Genomic DNA, 23111 nt, shown 5'->3' with positions numbered 1-23111 from the left:
TCTGGATCTGCTTTTGCCGGCAAACTGAACCCACAGACTTATCCAACAGACGGAGCCCAGGAGCTCAGGCGGCATGAAATCAGACGAACGGCGTCAGGCGATCAAACGGCAGCGTGAGCAGCTGATCCAAGACCTGGAGGCCGTCTACATGGCGGCCTTCGATCGCCTGGGAGACCTGGAAGGTGAAGTGGGAGAAGTGAAAGCAGCGCAACTCACCCAGATGATCCTCAACTCCAAAACGGCCGCGATCGAGCCGCTGGAGAAAGAGATCGAAAAACCGGTGATCACCACCCCAGGCGAAGCATGAGCAGCTGGCTGGAGCAGTTGGAGCGGGAGCTGGACGCGAGGCTCTCGGCCTTTCTGCGCAACAACCCCGTCCAGGAGCACCTGTTCAGCGAACAGCACCTGAAGGATCGGGCGGCAGCCCTGCAACGGCAACATCAGCAACTGCAAAGCGAAGCGAAGCAGCAACGCCAACAGCTGCTGAGGCTGGCCGAGGACGTACGGGCCTGGCGCGACCGGGTGGAGCGTGCCAGGGCAGCCGGCGCGGCCGAACTAGCCGGACGCGCCGAACAACATCTCACCAGCCTGATGAACCAGGGCCGCGCCCTCTGGGCCGACCTGGACGATCTGGGACGCCGCTTCAACGAGGTGGAGCGACAGCTGCAGGAACTTCACCAGCAGAAGCGAACGCCCAGTCCTTCAACACTGGAGAAGGATTGGGCGTTGTTTGAAGCGGAACAGGAGCTTGAACAGCTGCGCCGCGACGCCGGGCTGAGTTAAATCAGGCCTTTGGCGCGGGGGGCTCCAGGCTGACACCCTCGGGCGGAGGTGTGGGATCCGGATCGGCGATCAGCATGTGCTGCAACACGATTTCCGGGCGCTCACTGTCGCGCCAGCGGATGCGGTATGCAGGCATTTTGGTGCCACGGCTGGTGGTCTGCTCCACCGGCTCCATCACCCATCCCCGGCGGGAACGGCCCTGGGGATTCCGCTTGACCACGGCATCAGCGTGCTTGAAGCGAAATCCGACGCGTTCTCCACTCATGGGGATAGGACCATGCCACTCCTCCCATTATTCCACTGAGGGTGGTTCTCCCTTGCGAGACTCCGGCCGCAGCAGCGGGAAAGCGATCACATCCCGAATCGAAGGGCTGTCGGTGAGCAGCATCACCAAACGGTCGATGCCGATCCCCAAACCTCCGGTGGGGGGCATGCCCACCTCCAGGGCTGCAACGAAATCCTCGTCCAACCCCTGGGCCTCCAAATCACCCGCCGCCTTGCGCGCCTGCTGAGCCTCCAGGCGCTGACGTTGATCCACGGGATCGGTGAGCTCACTGAAGGCATTGGCGTGTTCACGGCCGACGATGAACAACTCAAACCGTTCCACCAAGCCGGGCTTGCTGCGATGGGGCCGAGCCAGGGGCGAAATCTCCACCGGGTAATCGGTGACGAAGGTGGGCTGAATCAGGGTTGTCTCCACCGCTTGCTCAAAGGCTTCGTTGAGCAGACGGCCCACCGAGTCGGCCAACTCAGGCGCATGCAGGCCCTTGGCGGTCATCGCCGCGGCCGCCTCCTCGCGGCTGCTGAAGCTATTGAAATCAAGCCCCGTCGCATCCTGCACGAGCTCGTGCATCGTGGCGCGCCGCCACGGCGGAGCCAGATCGATGTCGGTGCCCTGATAGGTGATGGTGGTCGTGCCGCAGACCTCCTGGCACACCGCGCTGACCATCTGCTCGGTGAGCTCCATCATCCCGAGGTAATCGCTGTACGCCTGATAGATCTCTACCGAGGTGAACTCGGGGTTGTGGCGGGTGCTGACCCCCTCGTTACGGAAGATTCGGCCCAGTTCATAGACCCGCTCAAAGCCACCCACCACCAGGCGCTTCAGGTGCAGTTCCGTCGCAATCCGCAGGGTGAGGGGCAGGTCGAGAGCGTTGTGGTGGGTCTCGAACGGCCGAGCATCTGCACCACCGGGTTCGCTCTGCAACACGGGGGTCTCGATCTCGAGAAAATCACGCTGGTCGAGCCAGCGGCGAATGCCGCTCACCAGGCGAGCCCGGCGCCGGAAGGTCTCACGGCTGTCGGGGGACACAACCAGATCCAGATAGCGCTGGCGGTAGCGCTTCTCCACGTCGGCCAGACCATGCCACTTGTCGGGAAGGGGCTGCAGCGCCTTGGTGAGCATGCGCCAGTCGCTCACTTTCACCGACAGCTCACCACGGTCGGTGCGACGCAGGGTGCCGCTCACCCCGAGCCAGTCGCCACTGTCCACCAGCGTGGTGATCTGTTTGAACCAGCCCTCCTGCTGAGCCTCGAGACCCGCCTTCTCCAGGAACAGCTGAATGGAGCCCGTCTCATCCGCCAGGGTAAAAAAGGCCAGCTTTCCCATCACCCGGCGAGTCATCACCCGTCCCGCCACGGAAACGCTGACGTCCCGCTCTTCCCCCTTGGCCAGATCGGCATGGGTCTCCTGCAGCTCAGCCATGCGGTGGCTGGGACTGAAGGTGAGGGCATAGGGGCCCTGCCCCAACTCTTCCAAGGTCTTGGCCTTGTCCAGACGGGTGTCGCGCAGCTCAGACACAGCAGCAGGTCAATCGGGCGCCATCCTGCCCGCCCGCGGGTTGATCAACCGGCAGCGGAGGCCTCGCCCATGCGCTGGGAGGCATAACCAATGCCTCGCACCGTGAGGATCAGCTCTGGATTGCGAGGGTCAGGCTCCAGTTTTCCGCGCAACCGAGCCACGTAGACATCCACCACCCGCAGATCGGCGGCACGGCGGGGGGGATAACCCCAGAGCTGCTCCAGAATTTCGGCCCGGGGCACCACATGGCCGGGGTCGCGGAACAGCAGCTCAAGCAGGCTGAATTCCGTGTAGGTGAGGTTGATGCGCTCCGAACCCCGGGTGACTTGGCGTCGATTGGTGTCCACCACCAGATCGCCGAGCCGCAAAACGCCCTGACCTGTGGGCAGTTCGCGACTTTCAACAACAGCATTGCCCCGACCCACCCGGCGCAAAATTGTGGCGATGCGTGCCTCGAGTTCCTTGGGGCTGAAGGGCTTGGGCAGGTAGTCGTCAGCGCCCAGATCCAGGCCAGCCACCCGCTCCGAGATCGCTTCCACCGCCGAGAGGAAAATGATCGGCACGCAGGATTCAGCCCGCAGGCGGCGGCAGACGGCAAAGCCATCCAACTTGGGCAACATCACATCGAGCACCACCAGGTCGGGCGACTCGTTGTGGAACATTTCCAGGGCCTGCTCACCATCCTCAGCACAGATGACGCGGTAGCCCGACAGCTGCAAGCGCATCACCAGAACGCGCCGGACTGCAGCCTCGTCATCAACGACAAGAATGGTCGCTTTCGGTTGTGAGGGCAGGTCGCCCGTCATCCGAATCAAACCCTTAACGAGCTGCAACCTTACTGGTCAGGGCCTGGACACAGACGCAAACACCCTGGCGCGCAGCCGGTTTACCGATTGTTTTAAGAATTGCCGGCGGCCTCAGGCCAGCGCGAACGGGCGTAACGGTTCCATTCCGACGCCGCAGCTGTTATGGCCTGCTCAGGGCTGATCTGGGCCAACATCGCCCGCTGCATCTGGGTGTAGATGATTTTCTGCAGGCGCTTGATCCCCGGCAGCGCCGGCACCAACACCCTGGCCCGGTGCAACGTGCTGGCCGACAACAAACGGGCCTGGTGAATCTGACGCTCCGCGGTGGTCGCGGGCTCCTCCTGCTCCAACCCCTCACGCACCCGAGCCAAGGCCTCCAACGACGACGGCAGCACCCGAGCCTCAGCAGCGAAGCGCACCTGTTGATCGGCATTGGTCAGAAACAGCGCCAGATCCACGGCCTCTCGGGCGCGCTGGCTCTGACGCGGCACCGCCAACGTCATCAAGGCCACATTGGCTGAGCCATCTGTGCCGGTCACCGGGGGATGGGGCTCCGTCACCGCGGCCACCCCGGGCGCATTGGTCTGAATGCTGCGAAGGAATTCTGCGCCCGTGGCCGCCAGGGCCAGATCACCACTCTGGAACAACTCGATCGCCCGGCGTTGCCCCTGACTCACCACCTCTCTGGGCAACAGCCCCTCTCGGTAGAGATCACTCCAGAAACGAAAGGCCCGGAGCCCCGCAGGACTGTCGAAAGCGGCCCTGCGTTGGGAATCCAGCAGGGTCACTCCCATCTGCACCAGGGTTTCCAGAAGCTCAGCCGAGTCGTCGGGAACGGTGGTGAGGAACAGGCCGTAACGGCCCGTGCTCTCGCGGATCCGACGGGCGAAGGCCGGCACCTGATCCCAGCGGCTGGGCGGCGCTGCAATGCCGGCTTGATCCAACAGCGCCCGATTCACCAGACTCAGCCGCACCGTGAGGTACCAGGGCACAGCGATCTGCCCGGCATCCGGATCACGGCAGGCCTGCCACACCGAGGGCAAATAACGGCCAGCGGCAGCAGCCGGCAGCAGCGGGGTCAAGTCGGCCAGCCCCCCCTTGCTGGCCAGATTGGCTGCGAAGGGCGGATTGAGGTTCACCACATCCGGGGCCGTGCGCGCAAACACCGCCGCCAGCAACTTGCGTTCCACGGACCCCCAGGGCAGATCCGTCCAACGCACGGGCGCATCGGGATGGAGGCCGCCCCAGGCCCCCAGAACATCGGCGAAATAGGGGTTGAATTTGGGAGCCAATTGCAGGGTCCACAACTCCAGAGCCCTGGCCTGTGGGCTCCTCGGGCCGCAAGCCGCCAGCCCCATCGCCGCTGTCCCCAGCAGCAAATCCCGACGCGTCAGCCTCATGATGGAACCCTCCTGCGCCAGAGCAGCAACTGCAACGACACCAACACTGGCGCCAGCAAACCCGTCACCAGGGCCTGGCACCAGAGGGTCTGCAGGCCCCAGCTCTGGGTGAGGGGATCCAACACTCCTCCTTGGCGCCACCAGAGCTGAAGGATCAACGACAAACCATGACCCACGGACCCGAGCCAGGCCAACAAACCCAGATTCAGGCTGCGTTGGATCGGGGCTGCACGCCGCCCCAGCCGTCCCCACCACCAGCCCAGCAGCAGCAGCGCCGGCGCCTGACTGACACCGTCCAGATTGAGACCATCCAGCACCAGCCCCAACGCCACACCCGATAATGCCCCCGACACCGGACCATCCACGAGAGCCCAAGGCAAGAGCCAGAGCACATCCCAGGCGGGACCAACCCCATCGATGGCCAACCAAGGCGGCGACGCCAAGGCCAGAAAGGGCACCACCAAAGCTGAGGCCACACAGATCGGTTGTCGGTGCAGACGCGTCATGTCAGTGGTTCATCTCAACGGGTCTGCACTTGCACCCAGTCGATCGCCTCCGGTGCTGCGATCAACTGCACCACCGCAACAGGTGCAGGAACAGCCTGTTCATCCACCGACTGGATCACCCCCACCGGCACGTTGGGGGGCAACAGGGTGCTGGCCGGAGACGTGGCCACCAGATCCCCCGGACGCACGTCAGGGTCCTTGTCGATGAAGCGAAGCGACAGCCGGCTGCTGCCATGGCCCACCAACAATCCATGGCGGCGGCTGCGGGGCAGCCAGACGCCGATCTCATGGCCCGGGGCAGTGAGCAACTTCACCCGCGCCGTGGCGGGGGTAACACTGTCGATGCGGCCCACCAAACCGCCGGGGCCAAGAACCGCATCGCTGCGACCGATGCCCTGCAGCGAGCCCTTGCCGAGTTGCAATTGCTGCCACCACCCTCGCGACGAGCGGGAGATCACGGCAGCCGAAACCTTTCCTTGCGCTGATCCTTGTTGCTGCAACTCCAGCAGAGCGCGCAAGCGACGGTTGTCGTCTTCCAGCAGCTGCAGGCGAGACCGCTCGTCCAAATCGGTTGCAGCCATAACCCATTCCCGCTGGGCAGACCCAGGCCAGAACGGACGGCTAAGCAGGGCATAAGCATCGGTGAAACCAGCACCCTTGCTCAGACGCACCATCCACAGCCCGGCCACAAGCAGCAGCCAAGGGGTGAGTTGCCCCAATCCACGCCAGCGGCTCTTGCCGGGACGGAGCGTCGGGGCCATCGCTTCAGACGCCTGCCGCGGTTCGGACGAATTCCGGGGTATCCACCACCCGCTGGAGGCGTTTCCAGTCCTCCAGCACCTGACCACATCCGTTCACCACACAGAGCAGGGGGTCTTCGGCGATGTGCACAAAGATGCCGGTCTCATGGCTGATCAGGTCGCTGATGCCCCGCACCAACGCACCACCACCAGCAAGCATGATGCCGCGGTCCACGATGTCGGCCGCCAGCTCAGGTGGTGTGCGCTCCAGGGTTCGCTTCACCGCTTCGACAATGACATTGAGCGGTTCGGCGATGGCTTCCCGCAGATCACCGGCCTTGAGATTGATGGTGCGCGGCAAACCAGAGAGCAGGTGCAGACCCCGCACATCCATGGACTGCTGGTCGAACTCGTCGTCGGGGAAGGCGGAGCCGATGCGGATCTTGATTTCCTCGGCCGTGCGCTCACCCACCACCATGTTGTGCACCTTTTTCAGGTAAACGCTGATGGAGTCGCTGATCTCATCGCCGGCAACGCGGACGGATTCACTCAGCACCGTTCCGCCCAGGCTCAACACCGCCACCTCAGTGGTGCCGCCGCCGATATCAACAATCATCGTTCCAACGGGCTCGGTGACCGGAAGGCCCGCGCCGATGGCAGCTGCCACCGGCTCATCAATCAGATGCACCTCACGGGCCCCAGCCATGCCCGCCTCACGAACGGCCCGACGCTCTACACCGGTCACGCCACTGGGAATGCCGACCACGAGCCGAGGGGCCATGATGCCGCGCCCCTCATTGCCTTTGGTGATGAAGGTTTTGAGCATCTGCTCAGCGGCATCAAAATCGGCAATCACCCCATCGCGCAACGGGCGGACGGCCCGGATGTTCCCCGGGGTGCGGCCAAGCATCAACTTGGCTTCATCACCCACCGCCATGGTGGTGCCACGTTCGAGATCAAGAGCCACCACGGAGGGCTCCTGCAGCACGATCCCCCGGCCTGAAACGTAGATCAGGGTGTTGGCGGTGCCCAGGTCGATGCCGATGTCGCGCGACAGCTGGAAACGACGAAAGAACACAGACACCGCAGCCAAGACCGCCGGATCATAGGGGCGTTCTCAGCGGTTGCCTGTTACGCCCAGCGGCGTGGGTGGAACTTTTTAAAAGCAGTCACCCAACCGGTGCCGCATCATGAATCCAAATTCAGGAGATGAATTGTCTATGGGCGTTAATTCCGTCACCCTCGTCGGCCGTGCCGGCCGCGATCCCGAAGTGCGTTACTTCGAGTCCGGCAGCATGGTGGCCAACCTCACCATGGCGGTCAACCGTCGCAGCCGCGACGATGAACCCGACTGGTTCAACCTCGAGATCTGGGGCAAGCAGGCCCAGGTTGCTGCGGATTACGTGAAGAAGGGCTCCTTGCTCGGCATCATCGGCAGCTTCAAGCTGGACCGCTGGACCGACCGTGCCAGCGGCGAAGAGCGCAGCAAGCCCGTGGTGCGTGTGGATCGGCTCGAACTGCTGGGATCCAAACGTGACAACCAGGAGGCCGCCGGCAGCTTTGGCGGCCAGGCTTCCGACGAGGACATCCCTTTCTGATCCTCTCCCCCAGGGAAACCCTCGCGCCGGTGCTCAGTCGGACGACTGACGCCGGCACCAGATGCGCAGACCCAACCAGATCGCACTCGCCAGCAGCGACACCACCAGCAACACCTTGACAGCCTTGGAAACAGGGTCAATCCAGAGCTCAACGTTGCTATAGCCCTCTCCAAGCACCATGCCGGCCACGGTGAGCAGGGCCGTCCAGATCAGGCTGCCGGCGGTGGTCCAGACCAGAAACGGCGCCATCGGCATCATTTCAATGCCCGCTGGGACCGAGATCAGCGTGCGAATGCCAGGCACCAAGCGCCCCCAGAACACCAAGGCAGTGCCGTAGCGGCTGAACCAGCGGCGGCTGCGGGCCAGCTCATCGGCACTGATGCCAATCCAGCGACCGTGGCGTTGCAACCAGGCTTCGATTCGTTCCTCGTTGATCAAGCGACCGACCCCATACCAGGGCAGGGCACCGAGCACCGTGCCCACCAAACCCGCCAGCACAACGGGCACCAGATCCAGCTGACCCTGCTGCACATAGAACCCCCCGAGGGGCATGATCAGCTCGGACGGAATCGGCGGGAAGAGATTCTCAAGAAACATCGCCGCGAAGATCGCGGTGTAACCCAGCCACTGGTTCGCCTCCACCGCCTGGCCGATCAACTCCGGCAGTTGTGTGATCAGATCAGAAAGCCCCATGGAGACTGCGCTTGATCGCGCAAGTCTTCCATGGGGCCGTAAGGATCAGGTTCCGATCCGCTGGATCGTGATCAGTAGCGGTAGTGGTCGGGCTTGTAGGGACCTTCCACGGGCACATTGATGTAGTCGGCCTGGTCTTTGCTGAGCTCGGTGAGCTTGGCCCCGATGCGACCGAGGTGCAGGCGAGCCACCATCTCATCGAGGTGCTTGGGCAGCACGTACACCTCCTTGGCGTACTCATCGCCCTTGGTGAACAGCTCGATCTGAGCCAGCACCTGGTTGGTGAAGGAGTTGCTCATCACAAAGCTGGGGTGGCCGGTGGCGCAGCCCAGGTTCACCAGGCGGCCTTCCGCCAGCAGGATGATCTTGTTGCCGCTGGGCAGGGTGATGTGATCTACCTGCGGCTTGATGTTCTCCCACGCGTACTCCTTGAGAGAGGCGACATCGATCTCGTTGTCGAAGTGGCCGATGTTGCAGACGATGGCCTCGTCCTTCATCTTCACCAGGTGCTCGTTGCGGATCACCTGGTAGTTGCCGGTGGCGGTGACGAAGATGTCCATATCTTCGACCACGTCCTCAAGACGCACCACGCGGTAGCCCTCCATGGCCGCCTGCAGCGCGCAGATGGGATCCACTTCCGCAATGCAGACGGTGGCACCGAGGCCGCGCAGGGACTGGGCGGAACCCTTGCCCACATCGCCGTAGCCGATCACCAGGGCCTGCTTGCCCGCCACCATCACATCGGTTGCGCGCTTGATGCTGTCCACCAGTGACTCGCGGCAGCCGTAGAGGTTGTCGAACTTGCTCTTGGTGACCGAGTCGTTGACGTTGATGGCGGGGAAGGGCAGCTCACCGCTCTTCTGCATCTTGTACAGACGTGCCACACCTGTGGTGGTCTCCTCGGTCACGCCCTGGATCTGAGCCTTGGTGCGCGAATAAAAACTGGGGTCCTGAGCCAGCTTCTTCTTGATCGAAGCGAACAGGAAGGTCTCCTCTTCGTTGCCGGGGTTGTCGAGAACGGTGATGTCCTGCTCGGCCTTGCTGCCCAGCATCACCAGACCAGTGGCATCACCACCGTCGTCCAGGATCATGTTGGGGGACCCGCCGTCACCCCACTCGAGGATGCGGTGGGTGTAGTCCCAGTACTCCTCGAGGGTCTCGCCTTTGACGGCGAACACGGGGATGCCCTGGGCGGCAATGGCCGCAGCAGCGTGATCCTGGGTGGAGAAGATGTTGCAGGAGGCCCAGCGCACCTCGGCGCCCAACTCCACCAGGGTCTCGATCAGAACCGCGGTCTGAATCGTCATGTGCAGGGAGCCGGCGATGCGGGCTCCTTTCAAAGGCTTCTCGCTGCCGTACTTCTCGCGCAGCGCCATCAGACCGGGCATTTCGGTCTCGGCGATGTCGAGTTCCTTGCGGCCGAAATCGGCCTGGTTGATGTCGGCAATGACGCAATCAACGCCGAGCTTCAGCTCAGCCGGGGACGTGGGCGCTGCCACCATGGATCTAATGCTCCCTAAAGCAATCGTGGAGTTGAATCTCTGCAGAGGCGCCGAGGCTTCGGGCTCGCTAGACCCGTACTCTACAGGGCATGTCTGGGCTCTTGAGAACCTTGAGACGACCCGGGCCCTGGGCCGATGGCTGGCGCGCGAGCTTCCGACGGGAGCAATTCTCCTGTTGAGCGGGCCCCTTGGCGCCGGCAAAACATCATTGGTGCAAGGCCTGGCCGAGGGTCTCGGGATCAGCGAGGCAATTACCAGCCCCACTTTTGCCCTGGCCCAGCACTACCCCCAGGGGGAACCACAGCTGGTGCACCTTGATCTCTATCGCCTGGAGCAACCTGCCTCCGCCGATGAACTGTTTCTTCAGGAGGAGGAGGAAGCCAGCGCTACCGGGGCTTTGATGGCCGTGGAGTGGCCAGAACGGCTGGGGCTCGATCTGGCCGAGGCCTGGCACCTGGAGCTTCGCCATCAAGACGAAGGGCGGCTCGCTCAGCTCACCTCTCCAAGAAAGGCCTCCACCTGAGCCTGCGTGGGCTGAGGATCAATGCCACCGGCTCCGCCGCAGACCAAAGCACCACAGGCGGCAGCAAAACGGATGCGCTCCTGGGGCGCGGCGGCCCAGCTGTGCAACAGCCCAGCCGTGAAGGCATCACCAGCACCGGTGGTGTCGACGACACTGGGAGGCTGAAAGGCAACCTGCTGACCAGAGTCGTCAGCCAATTGCCAGCGCACCGGGGCCGCGCCATCGGTCACCACCACATCCGGCCGCTGGGGCAAGGCCTGCTGGATCGCACCGGGATCGTCGGTGTTGAACAACCAGAGCGCTTCCTCCCGCGCCAGCTTGATCAGGGCCGCCTGGGCCAGAAGCGGTTGAATCGCAGCCTTCGCCGCAGCCGACGGGCCCGCCGCGGGATCAGCGGTGGCATCCCAGAACGTGGGACGCCAATTCACATCAAGGGCAATCGCCGTGCCTTTGCTGCTGGCCTGGCGCACGGCCGACAACAAAGCCGAAGCCGACGTTGGTGCTGCCAACGGAAGGGTGCCAATCAACAACCATCGGGCCGGGGGTAGGGCAACCGGCTCCAACGCCTGGTCGGCAAAGCCGGCCCCCTGATCTCCGTCAAAGCCCTGAAACTGTCGTTCCCCATCCCGCGCACGGCGCACCAGCACGATGCGACTTGGACGCTCGGCATCCCGCTGCAGGAGCGAGGTGTCGACACCACGCTCAGCAAACAACCTGGAAAAGGCTTCACCGATGGCGTCCTGCCCCAGTCGACCGGCAAAGGCCACGGGGGTCTCCAGGCGGGCCAGGCCAGAGGCCACATTCGCTGGCGCTCCTCCCAGACGGTCGTCGACCGGACGATCCACCGCCGGATCACCACCCGGTGGACCGAGCCGGTCAATCAGGGCTTCACCGAGACAAACGACAACGGAACCAAGCGCCATCCGACCGCATCAGAACCTTCCCTAAGGGTGGGCAGAGCTTTCCAACCTGCCAAGCAACGCCTCAATGATCCGAGCATTGGCGGCCGGAAAGGCGTAATTCCCCAGGTCCTCCGGCCGCACCCAACGCACCTGCTGACTGGCAAGGGGCTGCGGCTCCCCAGAGACCCTGTCGCAGAGATGCACCACGAAGCGCAGCTTCTTGTGGCTGTAGGCGTGATCAACGGTGATCAGTTCAGCGCCCACCGTCACCGCAATGCCCAGCTCCTCCTTCAACTCGCGGGCGATGCAGGTTTCGATCGTTTCGGCCTGCTCCTGTTTGCCACCGGGGAACTCCCACATGCCTCCCAGCAGGCCTTCCTCCAGGCGCTGGTCAATCAACACCTCCCCGGCCGCGTTGAGCACAACCCCCACACCGATCACCTGGAAGGGCAGGGGCTTGGGGGCTTCGGTCACGGGCCAGCGGCAAGGATCGCCGGCAGCGTAGGCAGCGCAATGGGATTGCCAGGGGCAGCGATGGCAGTCCGGCTGGCGGGGGGTGCAAAGCGTGGCCCCAAGATCCATCAAGGCCTGGTTGGTGTCCCGTGGCCGAACCGGATCAAGCAGAGCCTCACTCCAGCACCAGAACAAGGCGTCGTCACGGGCCGGTGGGCGCGGATGGGCCGTCAATCGAGCCAGCACCCGTTTGACGTTGCCATCCAGAATCGGCAACGGTGCATTAAACGCACTGGAAAGAATGCTGCCGGCGGTGGTGCGACCGATGCCCGGCAAGGCCATCCAGCCCTCCAACGTGCGGGGCCAGGATCGGTCCACCAGCAGCTGCGCCGCCTCATGCAGCCGGCGGACCCTGGAGTAATAACCGAGGCCCTGCCACTGCAGCCGGACCTCATCCAGAGACGCCGCGGCCAGGCTCTCGACAGAGGGAAACACCTCCATCCAACGCGTCCAGTAGGGGAGAGCCACGGCCAACTGGGTCTGCTGCAGCATCACCTCGGCGATCCAGATGCCGTAGGGATCGAGATCCTGGTCCGGCGCTGGACACGCGCCGCCAGGCAACTGCTTCCAGGAGATGCCGCCGCGGCCATGCCGCTCCCACCAGGCCAGCAAGGCTGTCGATAGAACAGCAGCTTCGGCCTCGGTCAACGCGTCCATGGGTTCGCGATTGGTGTCAGAACAGGATCCGAGCAACGACCGTCCATCCAAGTGCTCCTCTCGCCAGGATGCACGGGCGCAGCAAGCCAAGGCGTGATCCCAAGCCACAACCTCTGGAGTTGGAACGAACGATCGATCGGCTGGAGCCTGATGGGCGATGCCAACGCCGACCAAGCCATGCTGCTGATCCATGGCTTCGGGGCCAACACCAACCACTGGCGTTTCAACCAACCGGTCCTGGCCGAACTGCTGCCCACCTACGCCATTGATTTGCTTGGTTTCGGCCGCAGCGATCAGCCCCGCGCCCGCCTGAAGGATGAACCCGATTCAGCGGATGCCGTTCATTACGGCTTTGATCTCTGGGGCCAACAGGTGGCTGACTTCTGCAATGCAGTGGTGCAGCGGCCGGTGCTGTTGGTGGGCAACTCCATCGGCGGGGTTGTGGCGCTGCGAGCCGCACAGCTGCTGGAGGAACGATGCCGGGGCGTGGTGCTGATCGACTGCGCCCAGCGCTTGATGGACGACAAGCAACTGGCAACCCAACCCGCCTGGATGGCCTGGATCCGACCGTTGCTCAAGACGATGGTGCGGCAGCGCTGGCTCAGCACCGCGCTGTTCCGCAATGCGGCACGGCCCGGCGTGATCCGCAGTGTGTTGAAGCAGGCCTATCCCAGTGGCGCCAACATCGACGACGACCTGGTGGATCTGCTGTTTCAACCGACCCAACGCAGGGGTGCGGCTGAGGCCTTTCGCGGCTTCATCAACCTGTTCGACGACTACCTCGCCCCACGATTATTGGCGGAGATGTCGACCCCCGTGGATCTGATCTGGGGCGAACACGATCCCTGGGAGCCGATTGCTGAAGCCGAGCGCTGGGCCCAGACGCTGAGCTGCGTTCAATCCCTCTCAGTGGTTCAAAACGCAGGCCACTGTCCCCACGACGAAGCACCGGATCAGGTGAACCCGGTGCTACGAAAGCTGATCAAGAGAACGGCAACTCAGCAGGCGACGTAGGCCTCCACCTGATCACTCACCCGGCGCAAACCGGCCAAACCATCCCGCTCAAGGTTTCGGACACGGTCGCGACTCATACCCAGGATGCGACCGATGCCCGTCAGGCTCATGGGATCCTCGCCATCCATGCCGTAACGCATGCGCAACACCTGCTCCTGCAGATGTGGCAACTGCCCCAGAAGGCTGCGCAGATCACCTTTGAGGCAATCCTCTTCCACCTGATCGCTGGGAAGGTCACCATCGCCGGAGAGCAACTCCAGCAGTTCGGTGTCATCACCATCGCCAACCTTCATTTCGAGGCTGACCGGCTGGCGTGCGCGACACATCAAATCCTTGACGTCGTCCTCGGGTAGCTCAACGAACTCGGCCAGCTCGGTGACGGTGGGGGTGCGGCCCAGCTCCTGACTCAGCTCCCGCTGACCCTTTTTGAGCTTGTTCAGCATCTCGGTGATGTGGATCGGCAGCCGAATCGTGCGGCTCTTCTCCGCAATGGCCCGAGTGATGCCCTGGCGAATCCACCAATAGGCGTAGGTAGAAAACTTGTAACCGCGAGTGGGGTCAAATTTCTCCACACCACGCACCAGGCCGATGGTGCCTTCCTGGATCAGGTCCAGGAGCTCCATGTTCCGCTTGGTGTACTTCTTGGCCACGCTCACCACCAGCCGCAGGTTGGCCGCCACCATGCGCTCCTTGGCGCGACGTCCGTGCTGCAGCTTGCGCTTGAGCTGCATGGACGAAAGCCCTGAAGCCTTGGCCAGCTGATCACGGCTGGGCTTTTCACCCGCCTTGCTCTCCAGCTCCGACTCGAGCGATTCCAGATCCATCAACTCCTGAACCTGTCGGCCCAGGGTGATCTCCTGCTCATGGGTCAGCAGCGGAACACGGCCGATATCACGCAGATAGGAGCGAACCAGATCAACGTCTGCCGTAACGGTCTTTGCCGACTTTGCAGCAGTTTTGGGCTTGGAAGCAGCGGTCGCAGCCGGAGCCATGGAGTGCTTCTTTGAGTTATGTGAAGCGTACTCCTAAGAAACGTAAACAGGCTCTCAGAAAACGCCGAAGGCAAAGAAATGGGTAGAAATACCTGTGGCTTGCACCAGCTGCGGCAGATGCACAAGCAGCCACCCCGCCGTCTTCAGGTAGATCAGCGTGCCCGCCACATCCGTGCAGGTGGTGATGAAGGGCGTCGACATCAACGCCGGATCCAGACCCATGCGGTCAAACAGCAGCGGAAACGCGGCACCGGCCGTTGCCGCCAGGGTGGTGATCGCCAGCAGGCTCATCCCCACTGAGAGTCCCACCAGGGCGCTTTCGCCACGCCACCAGGCGAAGGGGACCACCAACAGCATCATCAACACCCCAAGCAACGCCCCCGCCATGGCTTCGCGGCCAATCGCCCGCAAAGGTCCGAGGCTGGAAATGCTCTGGGTGCTCAAACCACGGATCACCACCGTGGAGCTCTGGGCCCCTACGTTGCCGCCGGTGCCACCGAGCAAGGGAATGAACGCCGCCAACAACACCACCTGCTGCAGCACGTCTTCATTGGCGGCGATCACCTCTGAGGTGAAAAAGCTGGCCAGCACCAGCACCGCCAGCCACACCACACGGCGGCGAGCAACGGTGAACAGATTGCTGCTGAAGTAATCGTCGTCATCGCCGGCCTGCACCGCGCCGGCGGCGTAGAGATCACGGGTAGCCTCCTGCTCGATCACATCGATCACGTCATCCACGGTGACGATGCCGACGAGACGCTGTTCCAGATCGACCACGGGAACGGCGAGGAAGTCGTAGCGCTGAATCGTGCGCGCCACCTTTTCTTGGTCGGTGTCGGTGCTGACGCTGAGCACCTCCTCGGTCATCACATCGCCGATGCGGGCCTGGGGATCTGCTGTGACCAGATCCCGGAGCGAGAGAATGCCAGTAAGGCGTCGCTCGGCGTCCGTCACGTAGAGGGAATAAATCGTCTCGGTGTCGCGAGCACGCCGCCGCACGATCTCCAGCGCCACTGCCGCCGTCTGGTTTTCCTTGAAGGCGATGTACTCGGTCGTCATCAAACGACCGGCCGTTTCAGAGCGGTACCCCAACAAACGTGCCGTTACCTGACGCTCATCAGGGCTGAGCTCGCTCAGCAGCTTGCGCACCACCTTGGCGGGCAGCTCCTCGAACAACCGGGCCCGGTCATCCGGCGACATCTCCTCCATCACCTCCCGCATCTCACCGGAGCGCAGCAGGCTCAGCAGGCTCTGTTGGGTCGCCGTGTCGAGATATTCATAAACGCTAATGGCTTCGTCCTTGCTGAGCAAACGAAAGGCAATGGCCTGCAGGTTGGCAGGGAGGTTGCTGATCGCTTCAGCGATGTCCACCGGCTGCACCGGCTCGAGCAGCAGCTTCACCGCGTCGTAGTTGCCCACAACAAGCATCCCTTCCAGCTGCTGGGTGACAACCTCCGCCAGCAGGTGGTGTTCCACCGTCACGCTGCCGCTGCTCAGCCCCGATGCCTCCGTCATGCCCCTCCGGCCGGGAGCCCAGTGTATGGCCGTTACAGCCGGTTAACCTCTGCGCTCCATCCTTGTTTCACCATGGCGATCAGCGTCAGTGCCGTCTCCGTCACCACCCCTGACGGCAGCAGCAAATCCCTGAGCGATTACGCCGGCAAGGTGCTGCTGATCGTGAACGTGGCCAGCCGCTGTGGCTTCACCAAGCAGTACGCCGGTCTGCAGGCCCTGAACGAGGCCTACGCCGCCAAGGGGCTGGCGGTGCTGGGTTTCCCCTGCAACGATTTCGGCGCCCAGGAGCCCGGCACCCTGGACGAAATCAAAAGCTTCTGCTCCACCACCTACGGCGCCGACTTCGAACTGTTCGACAAGGTGCACGCGAAGGGCAGCACCACGGAGCCTTACACCACTCTCAATCAAATGGAACCCTCCGGCGATGTGGAGTGGAACTTCGAGAAGTTCTTGGTGGGCAAGGACGGCACCGTGATCGCCCGCTTCAAGAGCGGCGTCACCCCTGAAGACCTCAAGTCGGCGATTGAGGCGGCTCTGGCGGCTTGATCAGCGCAGCTCCAATGCGGCCAGCAACTGCTGGCCGTAATCCGACCAGGTTCGAAGCGGTCGCTGCTGAGCAGCTTTGTTGAGATCGACCACGCGATTAGGAAAGGCCAGCAGGGAAGCCATGGCCGCCGCCAACGATCGCCAGCTGCGGGTGTCCACCGTCAAACATCCACCCTCTGCAGCCAGTTCTCCGAGGGCACCATTACCGCTGCACAGGCAGCCACGGCCATGCCAGAGGCTTTCGGCGACGGGCAGACCGAACCCCTCATCGATCGAGGGGTAAACCGTGAACTGCGCCCAGGCATACAGCTGATTGAGGCGGTCATCGTCGGCATCACGGATCCAGCCGACAGGCAACCCCAGAGAGATCGCACGCTCGACCAACGCTGCAGTTGCAGGGTCGTTGGCCCATCCAACAATTCGCAAATCCACTGCCTTTTCCTCAAACGCCAGCAGCCAGGCCAAGGCCTTCAGCAGTGTGCGATGGTTTTTGCGCGCTTCCAACGATCCAACGCAAAGAAGCCGCAGAGGCTGCTCCAGTTGATGGAAGTCCATGTGGCGGACCCGCTGAGTCCCTGGACAGGCTTGCGCCAAGGGAAGCCCCTGAACGTGGGCGTAGGGCAGCTGCTCCTGCTTAAGGAAACTGCGGAGATGGTCCGCCGTGGTGAGGGAATTGGCCAGAACCCGATCAGCACGTGCCAGACCACGCATGTAATCCGCATGGGATCGCGCTGCGATTGAGTTCTGCCCCCCATACAGATGGGCCAAACGAATGGGGATCGCGTCGTGAAACACCCACGCCACCTTGAGCCCAAGCGTCCTCGCGGCACGGGTTAACTCATCAACGGACGGCCCGACACGGCTTCGAACGAGTTCGACCACAAGGAGCCAAGCCGGCTCGATGGCCGTGTCGAGATCAAGGGTCCATGCATTCACAGGCGGCCCGTTCCAACGTTCCAGATGTCGGAGTTGAGCTGGGGTCGCCAGCACAAAGCCCTGACCAGGCCGCCAGCAGACCGGCCGTAGCGGAATGCCCAGCTCGAGCAAGGCCCGAGCCGTCAGTCGCACACAGCGCTGAATCCCGGTGTTGTGGGCAAAGCGCGTCGTGTGATCGACGTAAAAGAACATCCAGAACGGTTCAGTGGCCGAGGCGGCGCCCGCACCAGAACCCGAGCCCTGCAGCACCGAGCCCCAGCCCCAGGGTCAGCCCGATCAAACCCAATGCGGCGGCCCAATCACCAGCACTCAGGTGCTTCATGGCCGCCAGCATCCAACTACTGAATGTAGTGAGCGAGCCGCAGAAACCAATACCTAGAAGCAGTTGTCGGCGCGGAGCGGCGGGGAGCCCGGCCAGCAAGCCCAACAGGGCGGCCCCCAGCACATTCACCAGCAGGTTCTGATCCCCCAAATCCAGAGCCAGCTGCCAGCGAAAAAGAGCACCAGGCACGGCGCCCGCTCCAACGAGCAGCAGCTCCTGCAATTCCAGTTGCAGGCTGGGTTTGGTCTCAGGCATGGGTTCCTATTCCATAACCCAAAGCAGAGGCCAGAAGACCGACTGCGATGGAGGCCAATGCCAATACCAAGGCGGTTATCGCCTGGCCGGCCCGGAGCTCGTTCAACAGCTCCACGGCAAAGGTGGAAAAGGTGCTGAGGCTGCCGAAAAAGCCCACCCCCATCAGCAACACGATGCCCGTGCTGGCGGAACAAGTTTCATTGAGCGCCAGCACCAGGCCCAGGGCAAAACAGGCCAGCACATTCACCAGGAATGTGCCCCAGTGCTTCTTGGGCACCATGGGTTCGAAATGGTTCACCACCTTCAAGCGCAGCCAGGCTCCAGGGATCGCCCCCAGACCCACCAAAACCGCCTCAGACGCGGAGCCAGCCACGGTGTTGCTCTCCGGAAAGGGTTTGCACATGTAGCCAGTCCTGGCCATCAGCGGTGGACCAACGCCGCAGCAGCCGCAGGGAGGATCCCGCCTTGAGGGTGCTCAACCGTGGGGCGACGGCCAGCGGACTGAGCCGCAAAGGTTGATCGGAACTGATGTGCAAGGGCCCGGAGGCTGCGCGACGCCGGGGCTGCGGTTGACGCCGGTCGGAACCACCGGCCGGCAGGTCAGCTGGAGCCATCAACGCCACCCCCAGCAGCCAACTCCATCGCAGAACACTGCTTGTCGAAACAATCCCTGACCGAACAGCCGTCATCAAATGTCGAGGGTTGCCATATCCAGCTCAGCGCTATGGGTCTCGATGAATTCCCTACGGGGCGCCACCTTATCGCCCATGAGGATCGTGAAGATGCGATCAGCCTCAAGAGCATCTTCGATCTCCACCCGCTTCATCGTGCGGGTGGTGGGATCCATCGTGGTTTCCCAGAGCTGTTTGGGCATCATTTCGCCAAGGCCCTTGAAGCGCTGAATCGTGTAATTGGCCTTTTCGCCGAAGCCCTCCAGGGTCTTCTGCAGATCACCTTCGTTGTAGCAGTAAGTGTGGTTCTTGCCGCGCTCAACTTTGTAGAGCGGAGGGCAGGCGATGTAGATGTAACCGCCCTCCACCAGCTCCTTCTGATAGCGGTAGAAGAAGGTGAGCAGCAGGGTGCGAATGTGGGCGCCGTCAACATCGGCATCGGTCATGATCACGACCCGGTGGTAACGGAGGTTCTTCACGTCGAAGTCCTCACCCTTGATCCCCAGACCTAAGGCGGTGATCAACGCCTGAATCTCCGTGTTTTTGTAGATCTTGGCGTCGTCTGTTTTCTCGATGTTGAGTATCTTGCCCCGGAGCGGCAAGATTGCCTGAAAGCGACGATCGCGCCCCTGCTTGGCGGAACCGCCAGCGGAGTCACCCTCCACGATGTAGATCTCGGATTCGCCGGGGTCGCGGGAGCTGCAGTCAGCCAGTTTTCCGGGAAGGGTTGAGCTTTCCAGAACGCTCTTGCGCCGCACAAGCTCGCGGGCCCGACGGGCGGCTTCTGCGGCATTGAAAGCTTGGATCGCCTTCTCCAGGATCAGGCCGATCACCGAGGGGTTGAACTCAAGAAATTGGCTGAGGGATTCACCCACCAGGTTGTCGACAATGCCCCGCACCTCGGTGTTGCCGAGTTTGGTCTTGGTCTGACCTTCAAATTCAGGCTCCGGAACCTTCACCGAGAGCACTGCTGTCAGTCCTTCACGGATGTTCTCACCAGCCAGATTGGAATCGGATTCCTTGCGTTTTCCCAGCTTCTTGGCGAAGGCATTAAGGGTGCGGGTGAGCACCGTCTTCAAACCTTCGATGTGCGTACCACCATCCACGGTACGGATGTTGTTGGCGAAGCCAAGAATGCTGTCGGAATAGGCATCGGAGCACCACTGGAGAGCGGCCTCCACCTGAACACCGTCTTTCTCAGAATTCACATAGATGATTTCGGGATGAAGGGCGTCCTTCTCCTTGTTCATGTAGGCGACGTATTCCTTGATGCCGCCTTCGTAGAAGTAGGTCTCCTCATGGGGGTTCCCCTCCTCATCGCGGGCCGACTCCCGCTCATCGCGGAACACGATCCGAACACCACCGTTGAGGTAGGCCAGCTCCCTCAAACGGGCCGAGAGGGTGGCGTAGTCGAAGACGATGCCACCGGTGAAGATTTCAAGATCAGGCTTGAAGCAGACGGTGGTGCCGGTCTCACCGGACTCCTCTGCGGGCTGCGACTCCGACGCCAGCGCCCCGATGGCCGCGCCTCTCTCAAAACGCTGGCGATGCACCTGGCCCTGACGGCGCACCGTCACCTGCACCCATTCGCTCAGGGCGTTCACCACCGAGACGCCAACCCCGTGCAGACCGCCGGACACCTTGTAACCACCAGCGCCAAACTTGCCGCCGGCATGCAACACGGTGAGCACCGTCTCCAGGGCGCTCTTGCCGGTGCGCGGGTGCACATCGGTGGGAATACCGCGGCCGTTATCACTCACCGAGGCGGAACCGTCTTCCCCCAGCACCACAACAATGCGGTCGCAATGGCCTGCCAGGGCTTCATCAACCGAGTTATCAACAACTTCGTACACCAGATGGTGCAGGCCTCGCGGCCCGGTGGAGCCGATGTACATGCCCGGGCGCTTGCGTACGGGCTCAAGCCCCTCCAGCACCTGAATCTGCTCGGCGCCGTAGGCGTTCTGGACCTTGGAAGCGTCGCTCATTCAGAAAGTCTCAAGCCAGGAAACCGGGTCATGGGCGGGCGCAACGGCTCTAAACCTCGACCTGACAATGTCAATCTACCACCGGCTGTCTATAGAGGCTTGCAGAGGCCTCTCAGCGCCCATTCCACGCCGGGCTGCACCCCCTCACCCTTTTGAACAGCTCCCACCCCCTGGTGATCACCCTGCTCGGGCCCACCGCCAGTGGCAAAACCGCCCTGGCGCTGGACATCGCCGAACGGCTGGATCTGTCCGTGATCAACGTGGATTCCCGCCAGCTCTATCAGGAGATGGACATCGGAACCGCCAAGCCCACGGCGGAGCAACAGGCACGGGTGCCGCACCATCTGCTGGACCTGCGCACGCCCGATCAGCCGATCACCCTCCAGGAATTTCAGGCGATCGCAACCCCTTGCATCGACACCGCTCTGGAGCAGCGGGGTGTGGCGTTGCTGGTGGGCGGCAGCGGCCTGTATCTCAAGGCCCTCACCAGTGGCCTTCGGCCTCCGGCCGTGGCACCCCAGCCGCAGCTTCGCCAGCAGCTGACGGCCCTGGGCCAGAGCATTTGCCACTCCCTGCTGCAGGCCGCCGACCCAACGGCCGCCTCCAAAATCGCCCCCGCTGATGCGGTACGCACTCAACGCGCCCTGGAAGTGCTTTATGCCTCCGGGCAACCGATGAGCCGCCAAGCCACGGCCACTCCTCCGCCCTGGCGGGTTCTGGAACTGGGCCTCAACCCCGCCAACCTGCGCCAGCGCATCCAGCAACGCACCGAGCAGCTTTACCGCGATGGGCTGGTGGAGGAGACCCGGCGCCTGAGCGAGCGCTACGGCGCTGATCTACCGCTGCTGCAGACCATCGGCTACGGCGAAGCGCTGCAAGTGATCGGCGGCAGCCTGAGCACTGCAAATGCCGTGAGGATCACCTGCCAACGCACACGCCAGTTCGCCAAACGCCAACGCACCTGGTTCCGGCGTCAGCACAACCCCCACTGGATGGCCGACCAGGCAACGCTGACGGATGCCATGACTCTGATCGAGCAACATCTAAGGTGAAGGATGCAGACGTTGTATTAAGCGAAGTTGTCTGTACCTGTCCCCGTCACCGCCTGAATGCCCCCACGTCCCCGTTTTGACCGTCGTGCCCCGGTTCGGGAGCTGCCCAACATCAACGATCGGATCAACTACCCCCAGTTGCGGGTGGTCGACTCAGACGGCGCTCAGCTGGGCGTGATCAGCCGCGAAGAAGCCCTGGATGTGGCCCGCGACCGGGAACTGGATCTTGTGCTGGTGAGCGAGAAGGCTGACCCCCCGGTCTGCCGGATCATGGACTACGGCAAGTTCAAGTTCGAGCAAGAAAAGAAAGCCAAGGAGGCCAAGAAGAAGTCGCACCAGACCGAAGTTAAGGAGGTCAAGATGCGCTACAAGATCGATCAGCACGACTACGACGTGCGGATTGGTCAGGCCCAGCGCTTCCTCAAGGCCGGCGACAAAGTGAAGTGCACCGTGATCTTCCGCGGCCGTGAGATCCAGCACACAGCGCTGGCCGAAACCCTGCTGCGGCGGATGGCAAAGGATCTGGAGGAAAAGGCCGAGATCCAGCAGGCGCCCAAGCGGGAGGGACGCAACATGATCATGTTCCTCACCCCCCGCAAGACGCCGCTGGTGAAGAAGGAGGAAAAGGAGCAGGCCGCCAACAAGGCCGTGCGCACCATCCCGGCACCGCCAAAACCCACTGCTGCCAAGGTAACCAGCCCCCAGGGCTAAACCAAAAGCTCGTCACCAAGTAGTAGGCGCCATCCCTGGGCTGAAGCCTGGGGATCGAAGCTGCTGCGGGCTTCGCACATGAAGCCATGATCGACGCCGGCACACTCCACGCAACGCAGGCGCTGGCCGGCGGGATCAGCTCTGCGTATGGCATCACCAATCGCCTCACGATCCTCGGCGGGGATCAAGTGGTCAGCTGTGCCGAACACACAGGTGAGCCGCGCCTGGACCTCGGGCAGAAGACTGAGAGAGGGTTCACCACCACCGGGGCGCATCCGGCTGACACCGGCACCGTAAAAATCAAAGACCTGGGCAACCCCGGGCAACGTGGCCGCCAGAAAGGCGGCATGCCCCCCGAAGCAGAAGCCCACCACATGGATGGCAGCTTGGGGATATCGCGCCCGCAGCCAACTAATTGCTGCGGAGACATCGCCGAGGATTTGATCTGCGGTGGTGGCGTCCTTGTGGCGCCGGCCTTGGGCCAGATCGGACGGCTCATAGGCCAACTCCAAATCAGGCGCCGTGCGGGAAAACAAGGGCAGCGCCAGGGCCGGATGGCCGTGAGCGGCCAGGCGATCCGCCACGCTGCGGACCCAGGCATTCACACCGAACACCTCAGGCAGCACGATATAAACACGATTTGCTAACGATTTCGAGTCAATATCGTTCGCATTGGCCTGCGGCGGCG

General features: G+C 62.8%; 27 protein-coding genes. 8 read left to right on the top strand and 19 right to left on the bottom strand.

What is annotated here, in order from left to right; translation table 11 throughout:
• The first annotated feature begins 73 nt into the window (after nucleotides 1–73).
• Entirely contained in the window at nucleotides 74–307 is a 234-nt protein-coding gene (locus DXY02_RS03430) for a hercynine metabolism small protein (RefSeq protein ID WP_114988048.1), read from the top strand.
• On the top strand, nucleotides 304–783 hold the full coding sequence (locus tag DXY02_RS03425; protein ID WP_114988047.1) for a hercynine metabolism protein: 480 nt from the start codon (nucleotides 304–306) through the stop codon (nucleotides 781–783). Before DXY02_RS03430 ends, DXY02_RS03425 begins: the two co-directional genes overlap by 4 nt.
• 1 nt (nucleotide 784) lies before the next feature.
• Here DXY02_RS03425 and DXY02_RS03420 read toward each other — a convergent pair whose 3' ends face one another.
• From DXY02_RS03420 to DXY02_RS03390, 7 genes are all read right to left on the bottom strand, one after another.
• Complete coding sequence (locus DXY02_RS03420; protein ID WP_006851112.1) at nucleotides 785–1048, bottom strand: hypothetical protein; 264 nt, start codon at nucleotides 1046–1048, stop codon at nucleotides 785–787.
• Between the two features lie 27 nt (nucleotides 1049–1075).
• Complete coding sequence (lysS, locus tag DXY02_RS03415; protein WP_114988046.1) at nucleotides 1076–2584, bottom strand: lysine--tRNA ligase; 1509 nt, start codon at nucleotides 2582–2584, stop codon at nucleotides 1076–1078.
• 44 nt (nucleotides 2585–2628) lie between these two features.
• On the bottom strand, nucleotides 2629–3390 hold the full coding sequence (gene rpaB, locus DXY02_RS03410) for a response regulator transcription factor RpaB (RefSeq protein ID WP_114988045.1): 762 nt from the start codon (nucleotides 3388–3390) through the stop codon (nucleotides 2629–2631).
• A 92-nt stretch (nucleotides 3391–3482) separates the two neighbouring features.
• The gene (locus tag DXY02_RS03405; RefSeq protein WP_114988044.1) at nucleotides 3483–4790 is read right to left on the bottom strand and encodes an ABC transporter substrate-binding protein; all 1308 of its coding nucleotides are present in this window, start codon (nucleotides 4788–4790) and stop codon (nucleotides 3483–3485) included.
• A complete protein-coding gene (locus tag DXY02_RS03400; protein WP_114988043.1) occupies nucleotides 4787–5296 on the bottom strand; it encodes a rod shape-determining protein MreD in 510 nt (169 codons plus the stop codon). The genes DXY02_RS03405 and DXY02_RS03400 overlap by 4 nt, the downstream gene beginning before the upstream one ends.
• Before the next feature lie 14 nt (nucleotides 5297–5310).
• The gene (gene mreC, locus DXY02_RS03395; RefSeq protein WP_114988042.1) at nucleotides 5311–6057 is read right to left on the bottom strand and encodes a rod shape-determining protein MreC; all 747 of its coding nucleotides are present in this window, start codon (nucleotides 6055–6057) and stop codon (nucleotides 5311–5313) included.
• 4 nt (nucleotides 6058–6061) lie between these two features.
• Complete coding sequence (locus DXY02_RS03390; RefSeq protein ID WP_025362008.1) at nucleotides 6062–7114, bottom strand: rod shape-determining protein; 1053 nt, start codon at nucleotides 7112–7114, stop codon at nucleotides 6062–6064.
• Nucleotides 7115–7256: 142 nt separating this feature from the next.
• On the opposite strand from DXY02_RS03390, the gene DXY02_RS03385 reads away from it, so the two are divergent.
• Nucleotides 7257–7634 (top strand): single-stranded DNA-binding protein, encoded by a 378-nt coding sequence (locus tag DXY02_RS03385; RefSeq protein WP_114988041.1) that lies wholly within the window; start codon nucleotides 7257–7259, stop codon nucleotides 7632–7634.
• 33 nt (nucleotides 7635–7667) lie between these two features.
• Here DXY02_RS03385 and DXY02_RS03380 read toward each other — a convergent pair whose 3' ends face one another.
• Together DXY02_RS03380 and ahcY are read right to left on the bottom strand one after the other, a co-directional pair.
• On the bottom strand, nucleotides 7668–8327 hold the full coding sequence (locus DXY02_RS03380) for a DedA family protein (RefSeq protein WP_114988040.1): 660 nt from the start codon (nucleotides 8325–8327) through the stop codon (nucleotides 7668–7670).
• A gap of 71 nt (nucleotides 8328–8398) precedes the next feature.
• Complete coding sequence (gene ahcY / locus DXY02_RS03375) at nucleotides 8399–9829, bottom strand: adenosylhomocysteinase (RefSeq protein ID WP_114988039.1); 1431 nt, start codon at nucleotides 9827–9829, stop codon at nucleotides 8399–8401.
• Between the two features lie 7 nt (nucleotides 9830–9836).
• Here ahcY and tsaE point away from each other — a divergent pair, with 7 nt between their 5' ends.
• Nucleotides 9837–10352, top strand: coding sequence for a tRNA (adenosine(37)-N6)-threonylcarbamoyltransferase complex ATPase subunit type 1 TsaE (gene tsaE, locus DXY02_RS03370; RefSeq protein ID WP_170951469.1), 516 nt, complete (start codon nucleotides 9837–9839; stop codon nucleotides 10350–10352).
• Here tsaE and DXY02_RS03365 read toward each other — a convergent pair.
• Both DXY02_RS03365 and mutT read right to left on the bottom strand, forming a co-directional pair.
• A complete protein-coding gene (locus DXY02_RS03365; RefSeq protein ID WP_114988038.1) occupies nucleotides 10319–11275 on the bottom strand; it encodes a carbohydrate kinase in 957 nt (318 codons plus the stop codon). The two genes, tsaE and DXY02_RS03365, sit on opposite strands and share 34 nt — an antisense overlap.
• Before the next feature lie 21 nt (nucleotides 11276–11296).
• Nucleotides 11297–12424, bottom strand: coding sequence for an 8-oxo-dGTP diphosphatase MutT (gene mutT / locus DXY02_RS03360; RefSeq protein ID WP_114988166.1), 1128 nt, complete (start codon nucleotides 12422–12424; stop codon nucleotides 11297–11299).
• Nucleotides 12425–12574: 150 nt separating this feature from the next.
• On the opposite strand from mutT, the gene DXY02_RS03355 reads away from it, so the two are divergent.
• Nucleotides 12575–13438 carry an alpha/beta fold hydrolase gene (locus tag DXY02_RS03355; protein ID WP_244276139.1) on the top strand — a complete coding sequence of 288 codons (864 nt, stop codon included), beginning with the start codon at nucleotides 12575–12577 and terminating at the stop codon, nucleotides 13436–13438.
• Here DXY02_RS03355 and DXY02_RS03350 read toward each other — a convergent pair.
• Nucleotides 13423–14430: an RpoD/SigA family RNA polymerase sigma factor gene (locus tag DXY02_RS03350; RefSeq protein WP_114988037.1), complete on the bottom strand. Its 1008-nt coding sequence runs from the start codon at nucleotides 14428–14430 to the stop codon at nucleotides 13423–13425. The two genes, DXY02_RS03355 and DXY02_RS03350, sit on opposite strands and share 16 nt — an antisense overlap.
• A gap of 54 nt (nucleotides 14431–14484) precedes the next feature.
• Nucleotides 14485–15945, bottom strand: a complete 1461-nt coding sequence (gene mgtE / locus DXY02_RS03345; RefSeq protein ID WP_114988036.1) for a magnesium transporter — start codon at nucleotides 15943–15945, stop codon at nucleotides 14485–14487.
• A gap of 72 nt (nucleotides 15946–16017) precedes the next feature.
• On the opposite strand from mgtE, the gene DXY02_RS03340 reads away from it, so the two are divergent.
• On the top strand, nucleotides 16018–16491 hold the full coding sequence (locus tag DXY02_RS03340; protein ID WP_114988035.1) for a glutathione peroxidase: 474 nt from the start codon (nucleotides 16018–16020) through the stop codon (nucleotides 16489–16491).
• On the opposite strand, the gene DXY02_RS03335 is transcribed toward DXY02_RS03340, so the two are convergent.
• From DXY02_RS03335 to gyrB, 5 genes are read right to left on the bottom strand one after another with little or no spacing between them, the layout of a single operon-like run.
• Complete coding sequence (locus tag DXY02_RS03335) at nucleotides 16492–17676, bottom strand: glycosyltransferase (RefSeq protein ID WP_114988034.1); 1185 nt, start codon at nucleotides 17674–17676, stop codon at nucleotides 16492–16494.
• Nucleotides 17630–18004, bottom strand: coding sequence for a CrcB family protein (locus DXY02_RS03330; RefSeq protein ID WP_114988033.1), 375 nt, complete (start codon nucleotides 18002–18004; stop codon nucleotides 17630–17632). The genes DXY02_RS03335 and DXY02_RS03330 overlap by 47 nt, the downstream gene beginning before the upstream one ends.
• The gene (locus DXY02_RS03325; protein ID WP_114988032.1) at nucleotides 17997–18377 is read right to left on the bottom strand and encodes a CrcB family protein; all 381 of its coding nucleotides are present in this window, start codon (nucleotides 18375–18377) and stop codon (nucleotides 17997–17999) included. The genes DXY02_RS03330 and DXY02_RS03325 overlap by 8 nt, the downstream gene beginning before the upstream one ends.
• A complete protein-coding gene (locus tag DXY02_RS03320) occupies nucleotides 18358–18693 on the bottom strand; it encodes an SH3 domain-containing protein (protein WP_114988031.1) in 336 nt (111 codons plus the stop codon). Before DXY02_RS03320 ends, DXY02_RS03325 begins: the two co-directional genes overlap by 20 nt.
• Complete coding sequence (gene gyrB / locus DXY02_RS03315; protein ID WP_114988030.1) at nucleotides 18693–20660, bottom strand: DNA topoisomerase (ATP-hydrolyzing) subunit B; 1968 nt, start codon at nucleotides 20658–20660, stop codon at nucleotides 18693–18695. The genes DXY02_RS03320 and gyrB overlap by 1 nt, the downstream gene beginning before the upstream one ends.
• 152 nt (nucleotides 20661–20812) lie before the next feature.
• Between gyrB and miaA the strand changes: the two genes are divergently transcribed.
• Together miaA and infC are read left to right on the top strand one after the other, a co-directional pair.
• On the top strand, nucleotides 20813–21712 hold the full coding sequence (miaA, locus tag DXY02_RS03310; RefSeq protein WP_114988029.1) for a tRNA (adenosine(37)-N6)-dimethylallyltransferase MiaA: 900 nt from the start codon (nucleotides 20813–20815) through the stop codon (nucleotides 21710–21712).
• Between the two features lie 57 nt (nucleotides 21713–21769).
• Nucleotides 21770–22423, top strand: coding sequence for a translation initiation factor IF-3 (gene infC, locus DXY02_RS03305; protein WP_114988028.1), 654 nt, complete (start codon nucleotides 21770–21772; stop codon nucleotides 22421–22423).
• Here the strand turns inward: infC and DXY02_RS03300 are convergent.
• Entirely contained in the window at nucleotides 22420–23052 is a 633-nt protein-coding gene (locus tag DXY02_RS03300; RefSeq protein ID WP_371639923.1) for a dienelactone hydrolase family protein, read from the bottom strand. The two genes, infC and DXY02_RS03300, sit on opposite strands and share 4 nt — an antisense overlap.
• Nucleotides 23053–23111 lie beyond the last annotated feature (59 nt).

Origin of the sequence: Synechococcus sp. N19, from assembly GCF_900474045.1 — a bacterium.
GTDB lineage: Bacteria > Cyanobacteriota > Cyanobacteriia > PCC-6307 > Cyanobiaceae > Parasynechococcus.
This window is presented reverse-complemented; position numbering and strand designations above follow the sequence as displayed.

Bases quoted from the DNA above. Each gene is read 5' to 3' on its own strand.
- ahcY (WP_114988039.1), bottom strand. From the start codon at position 9,829: ATGGTGGCAGCGCCCACGTCCCCGGCTGAGCTGAAGCTCGGCGTTGAT.
- DXY02_RS03365 (WP_114988038.1), bottom strand. From the start codon at position 11,275: ATGGCGCTTGGTTCCGTTGTCGTTTGTCTCGGTGAAGCCCTGATTGAC.
- DXY02_RS03420 (WP_006851112.1), bottom strand. From the start codon at position 1,048: ATGAGTGGAGAACGCGTCGGATTTCGCTTCAAGCACGCTGATGCCGTG.
- DXY02_RS03330 (WP_114988033.1), bottom strand. From the start codon at position 18,004: ATGCCTGAGACCAAACCCAGCCTGCAACTGGAATTGCAGGAGCTGCTG.
- mutT (WP_114988166.1), bottom strand. From the start codon at position 12,424: ATGGACGCGTTGACCGAGGCCGAAGCTGCTGTTCTATCGACAGCCTTG.
- DXY02_RS03425 (WP_114988047.1), top strand. From the start codon at position 304: ATGAGCAGCTGGCTGGAGCAGTTGGAGCGGGAGCTGGACGCGAGGCTC.
- DXY02_RS03320 (WP_114988031.1), bottom strand. From the start codon at position 18,693: ATGACGGCTGTTCGGTCAGGGATTGTTTCGACAAGCAGTGTTCTGCGA.
- infC (WP_114988028.1), top strand. From the start codon at position 21,770: ATGCCCCCACGTCCCCGTTTTGACCGTCGTGCCCCGGTTCGGGAGCTG.
- DXY02_RS03385 (WP_114988041.1), top strand. From the start codon at position 7,257: ATGGGCGTTAATTCCGTCACCCTCGTCGGCCGTGCCGGCCGCGATCCC.
- DXY02_RS03340 (WP_114988035.1), top strand. From the start codon at position 16,018: ATGGCGATCAGCGTCAGTGCCGTCTCCGTCACCACCCCTGACGGCAGC.
- tsaE (WP_170951469.1), top strand. From the start codon at position 9,837: ATGCTCCCTAAAGCAATCGTGGAGTTGAATCTCTGCAGAGGCGCCGAG.
- rpaB (WP_114988045.1), bottom strand. From the start codon at position 3,390: ATGACGGGCGACCTGCCCTCACAACCGAAAGCGACCATTCTTGTCGTT.
- DXY02_RS03405 (WP_114988044.1), bottom strand. From the start codon at position 4,790: ATGAGGCTGACGCGTCGGGATTTGCTGCTGGGGACAGCGGCGATGGGG.
- gyrB (WP_114988030.1), bottom strand. From the start codon at position 20,660: ATGAGCGACGCTTCCAAGGTCCAGAACGCCTACGGCGCCGAGCAGATT.
- mgtE (WP_114988036.1), bottom strand. From the start codon at position 15,945: ATGACGGAGGCATCGGGGCTGAGCAGCGGCAGCGTGACGGTGGAACAC.
- mreC (WP_114988042.1), bottom strand. From the start codon at position 6,057: ATGGCCCCGACGCTCCGTCCCGGCAAGAGCCGCTGGCGTGGATTGGGG.
- DXY02_RS03400 (WP_114988043.1), bottom strand. From the start codon at position 5,296: ATGACGCGTCTGCACCGACAACCGATCTGTGTGGCCTCAGCTTTGGTG.
- DXY02_RS03355 (WP_244276139.1), top strand. From the start codon at position 12,575: ATGGGCGATGCCAACGCCGACCAAGCCATGCTGCTGATCCATGGCTTC.
- DXY02_RS03350 (WP_114988037.1), bottom strand. From the start codon at position 14,430: ATGGCTCCGGCTGCGACCGCTGCTTCCAAGCCCAAAACTGCTGCAAAG.
- DXY02_RS03380 (WP_114988040.1), bottom strand. From the start codon at position 8,327: ATGGGGCTTTCTGATCTGATCACACAACTGCCGGAGTTGATCGGCCAG.
- DXY02_RS03430 (WP_114988048.1), top strand. From the start codon at position 74: ATGAAATCAGACGAACGGCGTCAGGCGATCAAACGGCAGCGTGAGCAG.